Source organism: Sphingomonas sp. (assembly GCF_035944535.1).
In the GTDB taxonomy this organism is placed as follows: Bacteria; Pseudomonadota; Alphaproteobacteria; order Sphingomonadales; family Sphingomonadaceae; genus Sphingomonas_B.
Map to the genome: position 1 here is coordinate 97,912 of NZ_DASZBC010000007.1, position 17,017 is coordinate 114,928.

Sequence of the window (17,017 nt, forward strand, 5' to 3'; positions counted from 1 at the left end):
ACATGAACGAGATGACCCCCTTTGCCAATCCGCTGACCAAGCCGGAGACGTTCGACCAGATCCAGATCGGCATCGCGTCGCCGGAGCGGATCCGTTCCTGGTCGTTCGGCGAGATCAAGAAGCCCGAGACGATCAACTACCGTACGTTCAAGCCGGAACGTGACGGCCTGTTCTGCGCGCGCATCTTCGGCCCGATCAAGGATTACGAGTGCTTGTGCGGCAAGTACAAGCGCATGAAGTATAAGGGCATCGTCTGCGAAAAGTGCGGCGTCGAGGTCACCGTCTCGAAGGTCCGGCGTGAGCGGATGGGCCATATCGAGCTGGCTGCGCCGGTCGCCCATATCTGGTTCCTGAAGTCGCTGCCCTCGCGCATCGGCCTGCTGCTCGACATGCAGCTGAAGCAGCTGGAGCGCATCCTCTATTTCGAAGCCTATGTCGTGATCGAGCCGGGCCTGACCCCGCTCGAGCGCTACCAGCTGCTGACCGAAGACGAGCTGCTGACCGCGCAGGATGAATATGGCGAGGACGCCTTCTCCGCCGGCATCGGCGCGGAAGCGGTCCGCATCATGCTCGAAAGCCTCGATCTCGAAGGGGAGCGCACCCAGCTTCTGGAAGAGCTGGCGACCACCAAGTCGGAGCTCAAGCCCAAGAAGATCATCAAGCGGCTGAAGGTCGTCGAGAGCTTCATCGAATCCGGCAACCGTCCGGAGTGGATGATCCTGAACGTCATTCCGGTCATCCCGCCCGAGCTGCGCCCGCTGGTGCCGCTGGACGGCGGTCGCTTTGCGACGTCAGACCTGAACGACCTTTATCGCCGCGTCATCAACCGTAACAACCGCCTGAAGCGGCTGATGGAGCTGCGCGCACCGGACATCATCGTCCGCAACGAAAAGCGCATGTTGCAGGAAGCGGTCGACGCGCTGTTCGACAATGGCCGTCGCGGCCGCACCATCACCGGTGCGAACAAGCGTCCGCTCAAGTCGCTGTCCGACATGCTGAAGGGCAAGCAGGGCCGCTTCCGCCAGAACCTGCTCGGCAAGCGCGTCGACTATTCGGGCCGTTCGGTGATCGTGACCGGCCCGGAGCTGAAGCTGCATCAGTGCGGCCTGCCGAAGAAGATGGCCTTGGAGCTGTTCAAGCCGTTCATCTACGCGCGCCTTGACGCCAAGGGCCTGTCGATGACGCTCAAGCAGGCCAAGAAGTGGGTCGAAAAGGAGCGCAAGGAAGTCTGGGACATCCTTGACGAGGTGATCCGCGAGCATCCGGTGCTGCTGAACCGTGCGCCGACGCTCCACCGCCTCGGCATCCAGGCGTTCGAGCCAGTGCTGATCGAGGGCAAGGCGATCCAGCTCCACCCGCTGGTCTGCTCCGCGTTCAACGCGGACTTCGACGGTGATCAGATGGCCGTACACGTCCCGCTGAGCCTTGAGGCGCAGCTGGAAGCGCGCGTGCTGATGATGTCGACTAACAACATCCTGTCGCCCGCCAACGGCAAGCCGATCATCGTGCCGTCGCAGGACATGGTGCTGGGTCTTTATTACCTCTCGATGGAGCGCGAAGGCGAGCCGGGCGAGGGCATGATGATCTCGGACATGGCCGAGGTGCACCAGGCGCTCGACAGCGGCGCAGTGACGCTTCACTCAAAGATCATCAGCCGCGTTCCGCAGACCGACGAGAACGGCAACACCTATATGAAGCGCGTCGAGACGACGCCGGGCCGCATGCTTTTGGGCGAGACCCTGCCCAAGTCGCACCGGGTGCCGTTCGAAACCGTCAACCGCCTTCTGACGAAGAAGGAGATCGGCGACGTCATCGACGTGGTCTATCGCCACACCGGCCAGAAGGAGACGGTGCTGTTCGCCGACGCCATCATGGCGCTGGGCTTCCGCCACGCGTTCAAGGCCGGCATCTCGTTCGGCAAGGATGACATGATCATCCCGGCGTCGAAGGAAGCGACGGTCGACGAAACGCGCCTGCTCGTGAAGGATTACGAGCAGCAGTACCAGGACGGCCTGATCACCCAGCAGGAAAAGTACAACAAGGTGATCGACGCCTGGAGCCGTTGCGGCGACCAGGTCGCGAACGCGATGATGGAAGAGATCAAGGCGACGCCCAAGGACGCGAACGGACGTCTGGCCCCGATCAACTCCATCTACATGATGGCGCACTCCGGTGCCCGTGGTTCGCAGGCGCAGATGAAGCAGCTCGCCGGCATGCGCGGCCTGATGGCCAAGCCATCGGGCGAGATCATCGAAACGCCGATCATCTCGAACTTCAAGGAAGGTCTGACCGTCCTCGAATACTTCAACTCCACCCACGGCGCCCGCAAGGGGCTGGCCGATACCGCGCTGAAGACCGCGAACTCAGGCTACCTGACCCGCCGTCTCGTCGACGTGTCGCAGGATTGCGTTGTCGTCGAAGAGGATTGCGGCACCGAGCGTGCGCTCGAAATGAAGGCCATCGTCCAGGGCGGCGCCACCATCGCCTCGCTGGCCGAGCGCGTGCTCGGTCGCACCACTGCCGAGGACATCGTCGACTCCAAGACCAACGAAGTGCTGGTCTCGGAAGGCACGCTCCTCGACGAAGCCATGGTCGCCCGTCTCGAGGAAATGAGCATCCAGTCGGTGCGTATCCGTAGCCCGCTGATCTGCGAATCGAAGGGCGGCGTCTGCGGCGCCTGCTATGGCCGCGACCTTGCCCGGGGCACCCCGGTCAATATCGGCGAAGCGGTTGGCGTCATCGCGGCCCAGTCGATCGGCGAGCCGGGCACTCAGCTGACGATGCGGACCTTCCACATCGGCGGCGCGGCGCAGCTGAACGAGCAGTCGAACCTCGAAGCGGTCAGCGACGGCCGCATCGAGTTCCGCGACCTGCCGACGATCACCGACAGCCGCGGCCGGCGCATCGCGCTTGCCCGGAACGGCGAGATCGCGATCCTCGACATGGACGGCCGTGAGCGGGCGACCCATCGCCTGCCTTACGGTGCGCACCTGCTCGTGAACGACGGCCATATCGTCCAGAAGGGCGAGCGGATTGCCGAATGGGATCCGTTCACCATGCCGATCATCACCGAAAAGGCCGGGGTGGTGAAGTTCCAGGACCTGATCGAGGGCAAGACGCTCGTCGAGCAGACGGACGAGGCGACCGGCATCGCGCAGCGCGTGGTCATTGAATATCGCGCGACGACCAAGTCGAAGGAGGATCTGCGTCCGCGCATTACCCTTCTCGACGAAGCGTCGGGCGAGGCGGCCCGCTACATGCTGGCGCCGGGCGCGATGCTCTCGGTCGAGGATGGCCAGACCGTCCAGGCCGGCGACGTGCTCGCCCGCGTCTCGCGCGAAGCGGCCAAGACCCGCGACATCACCGGCGGTCTGCCGCGGGTGGCGGAGCTGTTCGAGGCACGCAAGCCGAAGGAAAACGCGATCATCGCGAAGGTCTCCGGCCGCGTCGTGTTCGGCAAGGACTATAAGGCCAAGCGCAAGATCGGCATCCAGCCGGATGACGGCGGCGAGGTCGTCGAATATCTGGTGCCGAAGTCGAAGGTAATCGACGTCCAGGAAGGCGATTACGTCAAGCGTGGCGACAACCTGATCGGCGGCTCGCCCGATCCGCACGATATCCTGGAAGTGCTCGGCATCGAGCCGCTCGCCGAATATCTCGTGTCGGAGATCCAGGAGGTCTATCGACTGCAGGGCGTGAAGATCAACGACAAGCACATCGAGACGATCGTTCGTCAGATGCTGCAGAAGGTCGAGATCACCGAGTCCGGCGATACCACCCTTCTGGTCGGCGAGCAGCTCGATCGGGAGGAGATGGACGAGGTCAACGCCAAGCTGAGCCAAGGCCAGCGCCCGGCCGAGGGCAAGCCGGTCCTGTTGGGCATCACCAAGGCGTCGCTCCAGACCCGCAGCTTCATCTCGGCCGCTTCCTTCCAGGAGACGACCCGAGTGCTCACCGAAGCGGCGGTCCAGGGCAAGAAGGACACGCTGATGGGCCTGAAGGAAAACGTCATCGTCGGCCGGCTGATCCCGGCGGGCACGGGTGCGGGCATGAACCGCCTCCGCGTCGCCGCCTCCAGCCGCGATGCCGCCCTCCGTGCCGCCCAGCGCAACTGGCAGGCCTCGCTCGTGGCGCCGGACAGCGCCGCGGAAGAGCATGCCGCCGAGCTGCGCCGTCCGGTCGAGGACGATAGCGGCGACGATCCGCTCGCAGTCGCGGTGGTCAGCGGCGACGGCTCGGACGAGGCCGCCGGCGATTACCTGCAGAAGTGATCCCGCAGCTCTAGGTGAAAAGGAGAGCCCCGGTGGAAACGCCGGGGCTTTTCTCGTCTTAGGTCACGTCTTACCGTTCGGCTCGGGGGCAAGCGGATGAGCGGGGACGTTACGGCTGGAGAAGCGGCGGCGACGCTGCGGTGGCGGCTCTATCTGCAGCTCGATCCGCAGGCGCGCGCATCTGGCTTGTCGGTGCTCAACCGGCTGCTGATCGTCGCCATTCTCGCCGCCACACTCCTCGCGATATTGGAGACCGAACCGGAGCTGGATGCCAGGTGGAGCGGCTGGTTCGCGGCTGGCGAGCTCGGTTTTTTGGTTCTCTTTGCCTGCGAGTTCCTGGCCAGACTCTGGACCGCCGCCGAACGACCCGGAGTGCCAGCTGCGACCAGCCGCTTGCGCTTTCTTTTCACTCCCTCGTCGCTGATCGACTTGGTGGTCCTGCTCGCGACTGTTGCGCCGCTTATGGGGTCCGCCTTGATGCCCCTGCGGCTCGTCCGTTTGTTGCGTATCTTGCGCCTGGCCAAACTGGGCCGCACCTCGACTGCGCTCCAGCGTCTGCTCTGGGCAGTGCGGAGCCGATCCTATGAGCTGGGGCTGACCTTGGCGGCGCTGCTCCTGATCGTCGGCGCGACCGCGCTGTTCTGGATCGAGGGCCAGCTCCAGCCGCAGCAATTCGGCAGCGTGCCGCGCGCGCTCTGGTGGGCCGTCATCACGCTCACCACGATCGGCTATGGCGACGTCTATCCGATCACGCCTGCGGGCAAGCTCGTTGCCTCTGTGCTGGCAATCGCGGGCATCGGCGTGATCGCTCTGCCGGCCGGCATTCTCGCAGGTGCATTCAGCGAGGCGTTCCAGAAAGGTGCGACAGGCGCGCGACTAGATCAGCAATAGATCGGCTAGTCCGGCGGCACAGGGAAGCGCAAGCGCGGCTCCCAGCACCAGATCGAACACGCGCGCAGGACGTGCATGGCGGCTGCGGCGGATGGTGAGCATGTCGGACAGGGTGATGATCAGGATCGCGCCGCCGCTCACCGCGGCAACGGCAAGAGCCGCGGCGAAGGGCCAGCGGAGCCAGCCTTGCGCGATGGCAAAGGCGGGCCAGAGGAGCAGGGCTGCCAGTGCCGCGCAAAGTCCGGCGCGCGTTGCCTGCCGTTTGACTGTTTCCCCGAGCCGCATGCGCCTCTTTGGCGCGGAGCTGCGCCCCAACGCAAGTTTCACGCTGCTCGGCGCTGACGACGGAACCGAGACGGGTTCGGCGGGTTCACCGGCGGCCTAACCCAGGGAGGCGCATGTGCGTAAGTTGATTAGCTCGGTTCTCGTTTCCGCCAGTCTCGTCTCGGCGCCCGTGTTGGCGGCTCCGGACGCGTCGGCGCTGTCGCTGTCCAATGCCCGGTTGGGCGCGGCGACTTCGGATGGAAATCAGCTGGCGGAAGGCACGGGCGGGATCATCGCGATCGCGCTCGTTGCGGGCATTCTCGCGATCGGTGTACTCGCGGCAACGTCCGACGACGACGCCGAAAGCGCCTAGTCGAACAGGCTGGACACCGAACTTTCGTCGGCGATCCGCTTGATTGCTTCGGCGAGAAGCGGTGCGATGGTCAGCGTGCGGATGCGCTTGCTGCCTTGCACCGCTTCCGTCGCGGCGATCGAGTCGGTGATGACGAGTTCGGCCAACGCCGACCCGTCCACCCGAGCGACAGCGCCCCCGGACAGAACGCCGTGCGTCACATAGGCAACGACGTCCTCCGCGCCCGCTTCGCGCAGGGCGGCGGCGGCGTTGCAGAGTGTGCCGGCTGAATCGACGATGTCGTCGACCAGGATGCAGAAGCGCCCGTCCACGTCGCCGATGATGTTCATCACCTCCGACTCGCCCGGCCGCTCGCGCCGCTTGTCGACAATCGCCAGCGGCGCGTTGTTGAGCCGCTTGGCGAGCGCGCGCGCGCGAACCACGCCGCCCACGTCGGGCGACACAACCGTCAGATTGGCAGCCGGAAAGCGGGCGAGAATGTCCGCCGACATAACCGGCGCGGCGTAGAGATTGTCTGTCGGGATATCGAAGAAGCCCTGGATCTGCCCCGCGTGCAGGTCGACCGAGAGCACCCGGTTCGCACCCGCGACGGTGATCAAATTTGCCACCAGCTTGGCGGAGATGGGGGTGCGGGGGCCGGGCTTCCGGTCCTGCCGCGCATAGCCGAAATAGGGCACGACCGCCGTGATCCGCTTGGCCGACGCACGCTTTAGCGCGTCGATGCAGATCAGCAGCTCCATCAGATTGTCGTTCGCGGGAAAGCCGGTCGGCTGCAGCACGAACACGTCTTCGCCGCGCACATTCTCGTTGATCTCGACGAAGATTTCCTCGTCGGCGAAGCGGCGCACACTGGCTTCGGTCAGCGGCAGTTCGAGATAGTCGGCGATCGCCTGCGCGAGCGGCAGGTTCGCATTGCCGGAGAGAAGTTTCATGGATTGCGTCCCGCCGCTGTCACGATTCTGTCGCGGTCATTAGGACCATCGCTCTTCTTCGTCATCCCCGCGAACGCGGGGACCGAGCTTTTGTGACGAGCCGAGTGACGAACTGGGTTCCCGCTTTCGCGGGAATGACGAGGAGGTTAAGGCCCGGCCATGACCGAAAGGCTCCGCATCGCCCTTGCCCAGATCAGCCAGTGGGTCGGTGACATTGCCGGCAATGCCGATGCGATGCTGGAGTGGCGCGCCAAGGCGGAAGGCGCCGACCTGATCGTCTTCCCGGAACTCCAGCTGGTTGGTTATCCGCCCGAGGATCTGGTCCTGAAGCCGGCGTTGCACCGGCGCGTCGCCGAGCAGCTGGAGCGGTTGGTTGCGGCCAGCGGCGATGGCGGCCCGGCGATGATCGTCGGGGCGGTGCTCGCCGAGGATGGGCGGCTCTACAACGTTCTCCACCTGATCGACGGCGGCGGCATCGTCGGCACGTCCCGCAAGCATGAGCTGCCTAATTATGGCACGTTCGACGAGAAGCGGTGGTTCACCCCTGGGCCGATGCCGGCGCCGATCGAGTGGCGGGGTTTGCGGCTCGGACTCCCGATCTGCGAGGATATCTGGTTCCCGCAGGTCTGCGCTCACCTTGGAACGCAAGGGGCGGAGCTGTTCATTTCGCCGCACGGCAGCCCCTATGAGATCGAGAAGGACGATCTTCGCACAGGCCAGATCGGCGCCGATCGGGTCCGGGAGACGGGCGTGCCGCTCATCTTCCTCAACCGCGTCGGTGGCCAGGACGAAGTGGTGTTCGATGGGGCGAGTTTCGTGCTGAACGGCGATGGCACGCTCGCGCATCAGCTTCCCGACTGGGAAGAGGCACTGGTGCTGACCGAGTGGGAGCGCGGCGATGGCGGCTGGCGCTGCGCCGAGGGTGAGATCCACCCGCTCGATCCATATCCGGCCGATGTCTATCACGCCATGATCGTCGGCTTGCGCGACTATGTGAACGCGAATCGCTTTCCCGGCGTGGTGCTTGGCCTGTCGGGCGGCATAGACAGCGCCCTGTCCGCCGCGGTGGCCGTGGACGCGCTGGGCGCCGATCGCGTCTGGTGCGTGATGCTGCCGTCGCGCTTCACCAGCCAGGACTCGCTCGACGACGCGGCCGAATGCGCGCGCATGCTCGGTGTGCGGCTCGATGCTATTCCGATCGAGCCGGCCGTCGCGGCGTTTGGAGAAATGCTCGCGCCAGTCTTCGCTGGACGGCAGCCGGACCTCACCGAGGAGAATATTCAGTCACGCATCCGCGGCGTTACGCTCATGGGCCTATCGAACAAGTTCGGGCCGATGCTGCTCACCACCGGCAACAAGAGCGAGATGTCGGTGGGCTATGCCACCATCTATGGCGACATGGCCGGCGGCTATTCGGTGCTGAAGGACGCCTACAAGACGACGGTGTTCGAGCTGTGCCGCTGGCGCAACGCGAACAGGCCGGCGCTCGGCCTGGGGTCGGACGGCCCAGTCATGCCGCAGCGGGTGATCGACAAGCCGCCCTCGGCAGAACTGCGCGCCGACCAGAAGGACTCCGACTCTTTGCCCGAGTACGATGTGCTCGACCCGATCCTGCACGGCCTGGTCGAAGAGGAGCTGTCGGTCGCCGAGTTGGTCGAGCGCGGCTTCGATCGCGAGACGGTCGCACGAATCGAGCGGCTGCTCCATGTCGCCGAGTATAAGCGCCGTCAGGCACCGCCCGGCGTCAAGCTCGGCAAACGAAACTTCGGTCGCGATCGCCGCTACCCGATCACTCACGCTTTTCGCACTGCCTAGTCGACAGGACGCCCGTTCGGGCCTATTTTCTGGCCAGAAAGGAAGTCTTGATGCGTCATGTTCCGCTCGCTGCCTTCAAGGATAAGGCATCTGAGTATATCTCGGCCGCAGAAAGGGGAGAGGAAATCATCATCACCCGCCATGGTCGACCGGCTGCACGGCTGACCACTGCTGTTGACCGGGAAGAGCGTCAACGCCGAGCAAGAGAGGCGCTGGACCGACTTGCGCGTTTGCGGGCGAGGATGCGAGCCGAGGGCCGCACTGCCACGATAGAGGAAATGATCGCCTGGAAGAATGAGGGCCAGCGTTGAGCCTGCTCGTCTTGGACGCGTCCATTGTTGGCCCGCTGGTGTTTGAGGATGAGCGAAGTGGATCAACTCAAGCGATCGAACAGTTGATCGCTTCGCATGATTGTTTGACGACCGCCCATTGGCGGCTGGAAGTCGCCAATCTGATCTTGATGGGTGTCCGTCGTGGCCGCGCTCTTGTGACCGAGGCGGACGAAGCTTTTGCACTTTTGGACGGCCTCGGGCTGATCGTTGATACCGAAACAGGGGCTCGCGCCTGGAGCGATAGCTATCAGCTTGCTTCCGCCCACCAGCTCACGATCTACGACGCGGGCTATCTTGAACTGGCGAAGCGAGCATCCGCCGGCTTGATCAGTCTCGATCGGCGGCTCGTAGATGCAGCCCGAAAGCACGCTATCGCGGTTCCGGTACTGTCATGAAAGTCATCACTCGTTTCGCGCCGTCCCCGACCGGGCGCATCCACGTTGGCAACATTCGCACCGCGCTGCACAACTGGCTCTATGCTCGGCAGCAGGGCGGGCGGTTCCTGCTGCGGATCGACGACACCGACCGGGAGCGGTCCGAAGAGCGGTTCGTCGAGGCCATCCGCGATGACCTGCGCTGGCTGGGGCTGAACTGGGATGGCGAGGAACGGCAGTCGGCTCGCTTCGATGCCTATGAGGCGCGGTTCGAAGCGCTACGAGCGGCCGGCCGCGTCTATCCCTGTTACGAGACGCCGCAGGAGCTGGACCTCAAGCGCAAGATCCAACTCGGGCGCGGTCTGCCGCCGGTGTACGACCGTTCGGCACTCCAGCTGACGGACACGGATCGTGAGCGGCTGGAAGGTGAGGGGGTGCGGCCGCACTGGCGATTCAAGCTCGACCACGCCGCGCCGATCGCCTGGCACGACCTGATCCGCGGCGACCAGAGTTTCGATCCCGGGCTGATGAGCGATCCGGTCGTGCGTCGCGCCGACGGCTCCTGGCTCTACCTGCTGCCGTCCGTGATCGACGATATCGATATGGGCGTTACCCATGTGGTGCGCGGCGAAGACCATGTCTCCAACACCGCCACTCAGGTGCAGATGTTCGGGGCGCTTGGGAGTTCGCCGCCCGCCTTTGCCCATGAAGCTTTGCTGACGGGCGCGGAGGGCAAGCTCTCCAAGCGCGCGGGAGCGACGGACGTTGACCACTGGCGTGGGACCGGCATCGAGCCGCTGGCACTGGCGGCAAAGCTGGCGCGGATCGGCACCAGCCTTCCCGTCGAGCCGGCCGCTTCGATGCAGCGTCTCATCGAGGCGTTCGACTTTGCGACCTTCGGCCGGGCGCCGGCGCGGTTCGACGAAGCGGAACTGGCGAAGCTCAATGCCCAGACGATCCACCTGCTCAGCTTCGATCAAGTGCGGGAGCGACTGCCCAACGGCATGGACGCCCGCGCCTGGGAAGCCGTGAAGCCGAACCTGGAGACGGTCGCGGAAGCGGCGGACTGGTGGCAAGTGATCGGCGGCACGATCAGCTCTTCTGTTGCGGAAGGGGATCGGGAGTTCGTCCTCGCCGCCAGAGACGTCGCCGGCGAGATGGACTGGTCCGCCGATCCCTGGCACGCGCTTACCGGCCAGTTGAAGGAGCGGACCGGCCGCAAGGGCAAGCCGCTTTTCCTGCCGCTCCGCCGGGCCCTGACCGGCCGCGACCACGGCCCCGACATGGCGGCGCTGCTGCCCCTGATCGGACGGGAGCGGGCGCTGGAGCGGCTGGCGGCGGCCGCCAATGGCTAAGCTCTATTTCTACTACGCCTCGATGAATGCGGGAAAGTCGACCACCCTGCTTCAGGCGGACTTCAACTATCGCGAGCGGGGCATGCACACCATGCTGTTCACCGCCGCGATCGACGACCGCTATGACAGCGGCGTCATCACCTCGCGCATCGGCATCGACGCCCCGGCGAACAGCTTCGATCCGGAGCTGGACATGCGCGCCGCGATCGAGACTGAACATGCGGCGCGGCCTCTCGCCTGCGTGCTGATCGACGAGGCGCAGTTCCTCACCCGCGACCAGGTGCTGCAGCTGGCAAGCGTCGCCGACGATCTCGGCATTCCGGTGCTCGCCTATGGCCTGCGCACCGACTTTCGCGCCGAGCTGTTCGAAGGCAGCAAATGCCTGCTGGCCCTGGCCGACGTGCTGGTCGAACTCAAAGCCGTGTGCGCCTGCGGCCGCAAGGCGACCATGAACCTGCGCGTCGATGCCGAGGGTCGCGCAGTGCGCCACGGCGAGCAGACCGAAATCGGCGGCAACGACCGCTACGTTGCGCTTTGCCGCAGGCACTTCATGGAGCAGTGGCGGGGCTAGCTCGCCTTGCGCCAGCCGATTGCGCAGAGCGCCAGCATGACGATGTTTCCCACTGCATCCAACATGCCGACCGCAGTCAGCATCGGCTCTTCGAAATAGAAGTACCAGTCGAAGACAAAAACGGCAGCAACGCCACGCCGTAAGCCAGAAACGTGCGCTTCCGGAAATCGGAGAAAGTGGCGAACAGGCCTGCAATTAGCGCCTGGGCGCCGAATGCACCTATCAGCACCGGCACGATCGGAGCATCGGACTGGTATTCGGGCCGTATCGCGAGCGCCAGAACCGAGGCTGGCGATATCAGGCACCAGCCTCCGAGCACCAAGAAAACGGAGGCGAGAAGATACTGGATCGCGCGTACGCTCATCGCCGGCCCTCCTGTTCGGCGCTCAGCTGACGCATCAGGGCGAGCCGGTCCGTCAAGCTCCACTCTTCGACGATCTTCCCATCCTTGAAGCGGAAGATGGTCATGCCTTCGACAGCGATGGACTTACCGGTTCCGGGCATGCCGGCTGCCGCGACGGAGTTGGTGCCGCGCGCGCTCCAGCGAACCGCGACCAGATTGCCCTCGCCGATCAGATGATCGACCGACACGGCAAGATCGGGCACCGCCTCGCGGATCGCTTTGCCCGACGCATTATCCTCATCCAGCGTGTAGCTCTTGCCGGAACCATGCGCCACGAAGCCGGAGCCGTAGATTTGATCGAGCTTGCTGAAGTCGCCGCGGCCCATCTTTTCCAGGAACACGCGGGCCGCCGTGATCTTGTGTGCGGCGACGCCCGCCATGCTCGGCGATGCCAGGCACAGGAAAAGCGCGCCGGCGGTCAGAAACACCGTTCTCATTTTCATTCTCCATAAACTTACAACGTAAGACTCCTTGACCGCGTAAACTTACATTGTAAGCAAGTCAAAGGAACGATCGCATGCGACGAGACACACGAGGGCGCCTCAATCGGGAGACGGTGGTGAGCACGGCACTCGAGCTGATCGAAGCGGAGGGATTGCAAGCGCTTAGCGCCAGGAAACTGGCGTCGAAGCTCGGCTGCGAGGCGATGTCTCTCTATAACCATGTCGCAAACATGGACGACCTGTACGATGCCATTGTCGACCGGTTGCTCGGTTCCCTCTTGCCGATCGGCAGCGACTCGGTCGCCGCTATCGATAAGGCGTCCCAGGCTTACCTGACGCTCGCCTCGAAATGGCCCGAAGCATTCGTATTGATCGCAACCAGAAGGTGGCACACGCCAGATGCCGTCGCTGCGGCGGGCAGCTTCGTTGAAGCATTTCAGCGGATGGGCTGCGACGCGAATGAGTCACTGCGGCGGGTGCGGATCCTCGGAGCCTATCTGAATGGCGCCGGCATGGCCCTTGCCGCCTGGCGCAAGAGCAAGTCTGGCGATGCGGAAGCGGGTGGGAGATCGGTCGAAGCGGACCTGAAGCATGGCCTCGCCCAACTCCTAGACTCCCTGACGCCGCCCCTTCCCGCACCGCAGCATTTGCGCTAAGGGCGCCGCCAACTCCCGCTCAGATCAGGATTATCAATGAGCCTCCGCAACGTGGCCATCATCGCGCACGTCGATCATGGCAAGACCACGCTCGTCGACCAGCTGTTCCGCCAATCCGGCACTTTTCGTGACAATCAGCGCATCGAAGAGCGCGCGATGGACTCAAACGATCTCGAGAAAGAGCGCGGCATCACCATCCTCGCCAAATGCACTTCGGTGGATTGGGAAGGTACCCGCATCAACATCGTCGACACGCCCGGCCACGCCGATTTCGGCGGCGAGGTGGAGCGCATCCTGTCGATGGTGGACGGCGTCATCCTGCTCGTCGATTCGTCCGAAGGCGCGATGCCGCAGACCAAGTTCGTGACCGGCAAGGCCTTGGCCCTGGGCCTGCGCCCGATCGTCGTCGTGAACAAGATCGACCGGTCGGACGCGCGGGTGCAGGAAGTGCTCGACGAGGTGTTCGACCTGTTCGTGAGCCTGGAGGCGAATGACGATCAGCTCGACTTTCCGGTGCTCTTCGCGTCCGGCCGCAACGGCTATGCGTCGGAAGATGCCGAGGCGCGCGAAGGCACGCTGGCGCCCTTGTTCAACAAGATCGTCGAGCATGTGCCCGCACCCAAGGTCGACGAGGATGCCCCGTTCAGCTTCCTTGTCACGCTGCTCGACCGCGACAACTTCCTCGGCCGTATCCTGACCGGCCGCGTCAATGCGGGCACGGTCAAGGTCAACCAGCCGATCCACGCTCTCGACATGGACGGCAACGTCATCGAGACCGGCCGTGCGTCGAAGCTGATGACATTCCGCGGCCTGGAGCGGGTGCCGGTCGAAGAGGCGAAAGCGGGGGACATTATCAGCCTCGCCGGCCTGACGGTGGCGACCGTCGCCAACACCATCGCGGATACGTCAGTGACCACGCCGATCAAGGCGCAGCCGATCGACCCGCCGACGCTGTCTATGCGCTTCGCGGTGAACGACTCGCCGATGGCAGGCCGGGAGGGCACCAAGGTGACCAGCCGCATGATCCGCGACCGGCTGTTCCGCGAGGCGGAGTCGAACGTCGCGATCCACGTGACCGAAGCGGCCGACAAGGACAGTTTCGAAGTCGCCGGCCGAGGCGAGCTTCAGCTTGGCGTGCTGATCGAGACGATGCGCCGCGAAGGGTTTGAGCTTGGCATCAGCCGCCCCCGCGTGCTGTTCCGCGACGAAGGCGGCCAGCGCCAGGAGCCCTATGAGACCGTCGTCATCGACGTGGACGAGGAGCATTCGGGCACAGTCGTCGAGAAGATGTCGATCCGCAAAGCCGAGCTGACCGACATGCGTCCCTCGGGCGGCGGCAAGACGCGCATTACCTTCTCGGCGCCTTCGCGCGGCCTGATCGGCTATCATGGCGAGTTCCTGTCGGACACGCGCGGCACCGGCATCATGAACCGGCTGTTCGAGAAATATGGTCCGTACAAGGGACCGATCGAAGGCCGGAAGAATGGCGTACTGATCTCCAACGGCACCGGCGAGGCGGTCGCCTATGCGCTCAATGCGCTGGAAGAGCGCGGCGTGCTGTTCGTCGATCCGGGCGAGCCGCTCTACGAGGGCATGATCATCGGCGAGAATGCGAAGCCCGAAGACCTTGAGGTCAACCCGCTCAAGTCCAAGCAGCTGACCAACTTCCGCGCTTCGGGCGGCAAGGACGACGCGATCCGCCTCACCCCGCCGCGACGCATGACGCTCGAACAGGCGATCGCCTATATCGACGATGACGAGATGGTCGAGGTCACGCCCAAGAGCGTGCGCCTCAGGAAGCGTCACCTCGACCCGCATGAGCGCAAGCGGGCAAGCCGGCAAAAGGACGCAGCTTGAACTTAGTCAACCTTATGACTAAGTTCGGGCGATGACTACCGTTAGTGTCCATGAGGCGAAGACGCACCTGTCGCGCCTGATCGAGCGCGTGCTCGCCGGCGAAGAGGTGGTGATCGCCCGGAACAAGGAGCCGGTTGTGCGCCTTGTGCGCGAGGGGCCGGCGAAGAAAAGGCCGCTGCTTGGCGCGCTGAAAGGGCGGCTGGGTGACGTAGGCGATGACGTCTGGAAGCCCTGGACTGAGGACGAGCTCGGCCTTGCCGAGTGGGATAACAAACCTCTTTGAGGGTCCTGCTCGACACTCATGCACTGTTCTGGGCGCTTGAGGGCGGACAACGGCTGTCCAGTCGCGCGATCGATGTGATCGGCGATGCCGCAGCGGACCTGCTCGTCAGCGCGGTCTCGGCGTATGAAATCTGCTTCAAGCACAGTCTCGGCAAACTGGCTGAAGCGAGTAGCCTCGCCGAAAACTTCGAGGCAGAGATCGCGTCTTTGCAGGTCAACTGGCTGCCCGTGCTTCCTGCGCACGCGATCAGGGCGGGGAAGCTCGACTTGATCCATCGCGACCCGCTCGATCGCTTGCTGGTGGCCCAGGCTATGGTCGAGAGCGTCCCTGTCGTCAGCAACGAGGCGTTGTTCGATCGATACGGGGTCGAGCGCATCTGGTAGGCTAGCTTCCCGCCATCTCCAGGATCACCGCCCACTCTTCCTCCCGCACTGGCGTAACCGAAAGGCGCGATTGGCGGAGCATTTCGAGTTTCGCCAGGCGCGAATCGGCCTTGATCTCCGCCAGGGTAACCGGGCGGGGCAGCTTCTCGACAGGCTTGACCGCCACTGACGCCCACTCACCCTTTTCGCCATCCGGCTGCCAGGCGCGGGTGATCTCCATGATACCGACCGCCGCCTTCCCCTTGTTCGAGTGGTAGAAGAGCGCGCGGTCGCCGGGCTGCATTTCCTTCAGAAAGTTGCGCGCGGTGTAGTTGCGGATGCCGTCCCATTCGGTGGCGCCGTCGCGGACCAGATGGTCCCAGCCATAGACGTCCGGCTCCGATCGCATCAGCCAGTAACGCATGGTCACTCCGACGCCGGGTAGATGAGGAACTCCTCGACCTTGCCGCCATTCGGCTCGGCGCGCATGCTGATCGTCAGCTTGCGCTTCGGATAGCGCACCTCGAACACTTCGGAGGTGAAGCCGCCGCGGAGCCGCGCCGGGCGCAGCCGGATGAAGCTCTGCGGTTCTCCAAGCGGAGTCAGGCTGGCGCGGTGGTCGGCGATTACTTGGCTCGTCAGGTAAGTGTTGAAGTTGGCCGTGTAGCGTGACCGGTCCGGCCGCCCCTGCCGCAGCTGGTCGAACAGGGCGCGGGCGGCGGCAGTGTCTGGGTGCTGACCGAGGATCATGCCCTCGATCCGGTCCGCGATCACGGTGTGCGCATCGCCGAAGTCCGCATTCACGAACACGATCACCGCCGCCTTGTCGTTTGGATAGACCCGGTCTTCGGACAGGAAGCCGACATGGGCGCCGCCATGGTGCACACGCTTGTGGCCGCGCACCTCGTCGGTGAACACGCCGAGGCCATAGCGCGTCGACTTGCCGTCGGTCAGCCGCACTTCCTGCTCCTGCGCCTCCCAGCTTGCTGGCTTCATCAGCCGCCGCTCGATCCGCGCCATGCTCCACTTCGCCCATTCGCTCGGCGTGGTCGCGAGCTGCCCTGCGGCGTAGAGCCAGCCCGGCTTGACCCATTGCGCGGAGCGCACGGGCCCGAGTGCATAGCGGGTGAAAGGCTGGGCATCGCGGGCCGTCAGGTCGAGGTCCGCGTCGCCCACCTTCATGCCAAGGGGCTGAAAGATGCGGCGCTGGGCAAAACGCATGAACGGCTCGCCCGAGACCTTTTCGACGATCTGGCCGGCGGCGACGAAGCCGGTGTTCGAATATTGCCACTGGCTGCCGGGCGCGAAGTCGAGCGGCGTCTTGGCCCAGCGGTCGAGAATAGCCTGGGGCTGGATGGGCGAGAACATGGCGGAGAAGGCGTAGTTCTGCGGCCAGTAATCGCGATAGCCCGATGTGTGGCTGAGCAGCTGACGGACCGTCACCCTGCCGGAGTCCGCAAGGTCTGGGAGGTATCTGGAAACCGGATCGTCGAGCGAGAGCTTGCCCTCTTCCGCCAGCAGCAGGATCGCGGCGGCGGTGATCTGTTTGGATACCGAGGCGATCGGATATGCCGCTTCGGTGCTGGCGGCGTTCGTCCCGCTGCGCTGTTGCCCATAAGCCTTGGCGAACTGGAGCTTGCCGTCGGTCACCACAGCGACGGAAGCCGAGGGCACGCCGGTCTGCTTCAGCGCATCGGCGGCAATAAAGTCGATCTGCGCAATCTGGGCGTGGGTGAGCGGGGCTGCGAGAGCAGGAGCGGCGAACAGGGCGGCGACCGCAAAGATGACGATTCTCATGCCGTCATCCTGAACTTGTTTCAGGATAAGTGTCGAGC

At 64.5% G+C, this 17,017-nt stretch carries 18 protein-coding genes; 12 read left to right on the plus strand and 6 right to left on the minus strand.

Going from position 1 to position 17,017, the window contains the following annotated elements; translation table 11 throughout:
* The first annotated feature begins 2 nt into the window (after nt 1-2).
* Together rpoC and VGT77_RS07385 are read left to right on the plus strand one after the other, a co-directional pair.
* Complete coding sequence (gene rpoC / locus VGT77_RS07380; RefSeq protein WP_327461093.1) at nt 3-4,271, plus strand: DNA-directed RNA polymerase subunit beta'; 4,269 nt, start codon at nt 3-5, stop codon at nt 4,269-4,271.
* A 96-nt stretch (nt 4,272-4,367) separates the two neighbouring features.
* Nucleotides 4,368-5,162, plus strand: coding sequence for a potassium channel family protein (locus VGT77_RS07385; protein WP_327461095.1), 795 nt, complete (start codon nt 4,368-4,370; stop codon nt 5,160-5,162).
* Here the strand turns inward: VGT77_RS07385 and VGT77_RS07390 are convergent.
* Entirely contained in the window at nt 5,148-5,447 is a 300-nt protein-coding gene (locus VGT77_RS07390) for a hypothetical protein (protein ID WP_327461097.1), read from the minus strand. The two genes, VGT77_RS07385 and VGT77_RS07390, sit on opposite strands and share 15 nt — an antisense overlap.
* Nucleotides 5,448-5,562: 115 nt before the next feature.
* Between VGT77_RS07390 and VGT77_RS07395 the strand changes: the two genes are divergently transcribed.
* Nucleotides 5,563-5,799: a hypothetical protein gene (locus tag VGT77_RS07395; RefSeq protein WP_327461099.1), complete on the plus strand. Its 237-nt coding sequence runs from the start codon at nt 5,563-5,565 to the stop codon at nt 5,797-5,799.
* On the opposite strand, the gene VGT77_RS07400 is transcribed toward VGT77_RS07395, so the two are convergent.
* Nucleotides 5,796-6,731, minus strand: a complete 936-nt coding sequence (locus VGT77_RS07400; protein ID WP_327461101.1) for a ribose-phosphate pyrophosphokinase — start codon at nt 6,729-6,731, stop codon at nt 5,796-5,798. The genes VGT77_RS07395 and VGT77_RS07400 overlap by 4 nt on opposite strands.
* A 159-nt stretch (nt 6,732-6,890) precedes the next feature.
* On the opposite strand from VGT77_RS07400, the gene VGT77_RS07405 reads away from it, so the two are divergent.
* The 5 genes from VGT77_RS07405 to VGT77_RS07425 are packed head-to-tail and all read left to right on the plus strand — an operon-like array spanning nt 6,891 to nt 11,178.
* Nucleotides 6,891-8,546, plus strand: a complete 1,656-nt coding sequence (locus VGT77_RS07405) for an NAD+ synthase (RefSeq protein ID WP_327461103.1) — start codon at nt 6,891-6,893, stop codon at nt 8,544-8,546.
* Between the two features lie 50 nt (nt 8,547-8,596).
* A complete protein-coding gene (locus VGT77_RS07410) occupies nt 8,597-8,857 on the plus strand; it encodes a type II toxin-antitoxin system prevent-host-death family antitoxin (protein WP_327461104.1) in 261 nt (86 codons plus the stop codon).
* Nucleotides 8,854-9,273, plus strand: a complete 420-nt coding sequence (locus VGT77_RS07415) for a type II toxin-antitoxin system VapC family toxin (RefSeq protein ID WP_327461106.1) — start codon at nt 8,854-8,856, stop codon at nt 9,271-9,273. The genes VGT77_RS07410 and VGT77_RS07415 overlap by 4 nt, the downstream gene beginning before the upstream one ends.
* The gene (gene gltX, locus VGT77_RS07420; protein ID WP_327461108.1) at nt 9,270-10,607 is read left to right on the plus strand and encodes a glutamate--tRNA ligase; all 1,338 of its coding nucleotides are present in this window, start codon (nt 9,270-9,272) and stop codon (nt 10,605-10,607) included. The genes VGT77_RS07415 and gltX overlap by 4 nt, the downstream gene beginning before the upstream one ends.
* Nucleotides 10,600-11,178: a thymidine kinase gene (locus VGT77_RS07425; protein ID WP_327461110.1), complete on the plus strand. Its 579-nt coding sequence runs from the start codon at nt 10,600-10,602 to the stop codon at nt 11,176-11,178. Before gltX ends, VGT77_RS07425 begins: the two co-directional genes overlap by 8 nt.
* A 76-nt stretch (nt 11,179-11,254) precedes the next feature.
* Here VGT77_RS07425 and VGT77_RS07430 read toward each other — a convergent pair whose 3' ends face one another.
* Both VGT77_RS07430 and VGT77_RS07435 read right to left on the minus strand, forming a co-directional pair.
* Nucleotides 11,255-11,542 carry a hypothetical protein gene (locus tag VGT77_RS07430; RefSeq protein ID WP_327461112.1) on the minus strand — a complete coding sequence of 96 codons (288 nt, stop codon included), beginning with the start codon at nt 11,540-11,542 and terminating at the stop codon, nt 11,255-11,257.
* A complete protein-coding gene (locus VGT77_RS07435; RefSeq protein ID WP_327461114.1) occupies nt 11,539-12,018 on the minus strand; it encodes an ester cyclase in 480 nt (159 codons plus the stop codon). The genes VGT77_RS07430 and VGT77_RS07435 overlap by 4 nt, the downstream gene beginning before the upstream one ends.
* A gap of 122 nt (nt 12,019-12,140) precedes the next feature.
* Here VGT77_RS07435 and VGT77_RS07440 point away from each other — a divergent pair, with 122 nt between their 5' ends.
* Genes VGT77_RS07440 through VGT77_RS07455 form a run of 4 tightly spaced genes read left to right on the plus strand, consistent with a single transcriptional unit; the run spans nt 12,141 to nt 15,203 of the window.
* The gene (locus tag VGT77_RS07440; protein WP_327461116.1) at nt 12,141-12,680 is read left to right on the plus strand and encodes a TetR/AcrR family transcriptional regulator; all 540 of its coding nucleotides are present in this window, start codon (nt 12,141-12,143) and stop codon (nt 12,678-12,680) included.
* A 36-nt stretch (nt 12,681-12,716) separates the two neighbouring features.
* Nucleotides 12,717-14,537: a translational GTPase TypA gene (gene typA / locus VGT77_RS07445; RefSeq protein ID WP_327461118.1), complete on the plus strand. Its 1,821-nt coding sequence runs from the start codon at nt 12,717-12,719 to the stop codon at nt 14,535-14,537.
* A 31-nt stretch (nt 14,538-14,568) separates the two neighbouring features.
* Nucleotides 14,569-14,820 carry a type II toxin-antitoxin system prevent-host-death family antitoxin gene (locus VGT77_RS07450; RefSeq protein WP_327461119.1) on the plus strand — a complete coding sequence of 84 codons (252 nt, stop codon included), beginning with the start codon at nt 14,569-14,571 and terminating at the stop codon, nt 14,818-14,820.
* Complete coding sequence (locus VGT77_RS07455; RefSeq protein WP_327461121.1) at nt 14,817-15,203, plus strand: type II toxin-antitoxin system VapC family toxin; 387 nt, start codon at nt 14,817-14,819, stop codon at nt 15,201-15,203. The genes VGT77_RS07450 and VGT77_RS07455 overlap by 4 nt, the downstream gene beginning before the upstream one ends.
* Before the next feature lies 1 nt (nt 15,204).
* Here the strand turns inward: VGT77_RS07455 and VGT77_RS07460 are convergent, their stop codons facing one another.
* Complete coding sequence (locus tag VGT77_RS07460) at nt 15,205-15,606, minus strand: EVE domain-containing protein (protein ID WP_327461123.1); 402 nt, start codon at nt 15,604-15,606, stop codon at nt 15,205-15,207.
* Between the two features lie 2 nt (nt 15,607-15,608).
* Nucleotides 15,609-16,979 (minus strand): serine hydrolase domain-containing protein, encoded by a 1,371-nt coding sequence (locus tag VGT77_RS07465; protein ID WP_327461125.1) that lies wholly within the window; start codon nt 16,977-16,979, stop codon nt 15,609-15,611.
* Between the last annotated feature and the right edge of the window lie 38 nt (nt 16,980-17,017).

What these genes read in the sequence shown, in the direction of transcription:
- rpoC (WP_327461093.1), top strand. Translation starts at nt 3, where the DNA reads ATGAACGAGATGACCCCCTTTGCCAATCCGCTGACCAAGCCGGAGACG.
- VGT77_RS07385 (WP_327461095.1), top strand. Translation starts at nt 4,368, where the DNA reads ATGAGCGGGGACGTTACGGCTGGAGAAGCGGCGGCGACGCTGCGGTGG.
- VGT77_RS07390 (WP_327461097.1), bottom strand. Translation starts at nt 5,447, where the DNA reads ATGCGGCTCGGGGAAACAGTCAAACGGCAGGCAACGCGCGCCGGACTT.
- VGT77_RS07400 (WP_327461101.1), bottom strand. Translation starts at nt 6,731, where the DNA reads ATGAAACTTCTCTCCGGCAATGCGAACCTGCCGCTCGCGCAGGCGATC.
- VGT77_RS07405 (WP_327461103.1), top strand. Translation starts at nt 6,891, where the DNA reads ATGACCGAAAGGCTCCGCATCGCCCTTGCCCAGATCAGCCAGTGGGTC.
- VGT77_RS07410 (WP_327461104.1), top strand. Translation starts at nt 8,597, where the DNA reads ATGCGTCATGTTCCGCTCGCTGCCTTCAAGGATAAGGCATCTGAGTAT.
- gltX (WP_327461108.1), top strand. Translation starts at nt 9,270, where the DNA reads ATGAAAGTCATCACTCGTTTCGCGCCGTCCCCGACCGGGCGCATCCAC.
- VGT77_RS07425 (WP_327461110.1), top strand. Translation starts at nt 10,600, where the DNA reads ATGGCTAAGCTCTATTTCTACTACGCCTCGATGAATGCGGGAAAGTCG.
- VGT77_RS07430 (WP_327461112.1), bottom strand. Translation starts at nt 11,542, where the DNA reads ATGAGCGTACGCGCGATCCAGTATCTTCTCGCCTCCGTTTTCTTGGTG.
- VGT77_RS07435 (WP_327461114.1), bottom strand. Translation starts at nt 12,018, where the DNA reads ATGAGAACGGTGTTTCTGACCGCCGGCGCGCTTTTCCTGTGCCTGGCA.
- typA (WP_327461118.1), top strand. Translation starts at nt 12,717, where the DNA reads ATGAGCCTCCGCAACGTGGCCATCATCGCGCACGTCGATCATGGCAAG.
- VGT77_RS07450 (WP_327461119.1), top strand. Translation starts at nt 14,569, where the DNA reads ATGACTACCGTTAGTGTCCATGAGGCGAAGACGCACCTGTCGCGCCTG.
- VGT77_RS07460 (WP_327461123.1), bottom strand. Translation starts at nt 15,606, where the DNA reads ATGCGTTACTGGCTGATGCGATCGGAGCCGGACGTCTATGGCTGGGAC.
- VGT77_RS07465 (WP_327461125.1), bottom strand. Translation starts at nt 16,979, where the DNA reads ATGAGAATCGTCATCTTTGCGGTCGCCGCCCTGTTCGCCGCTCCTGCT.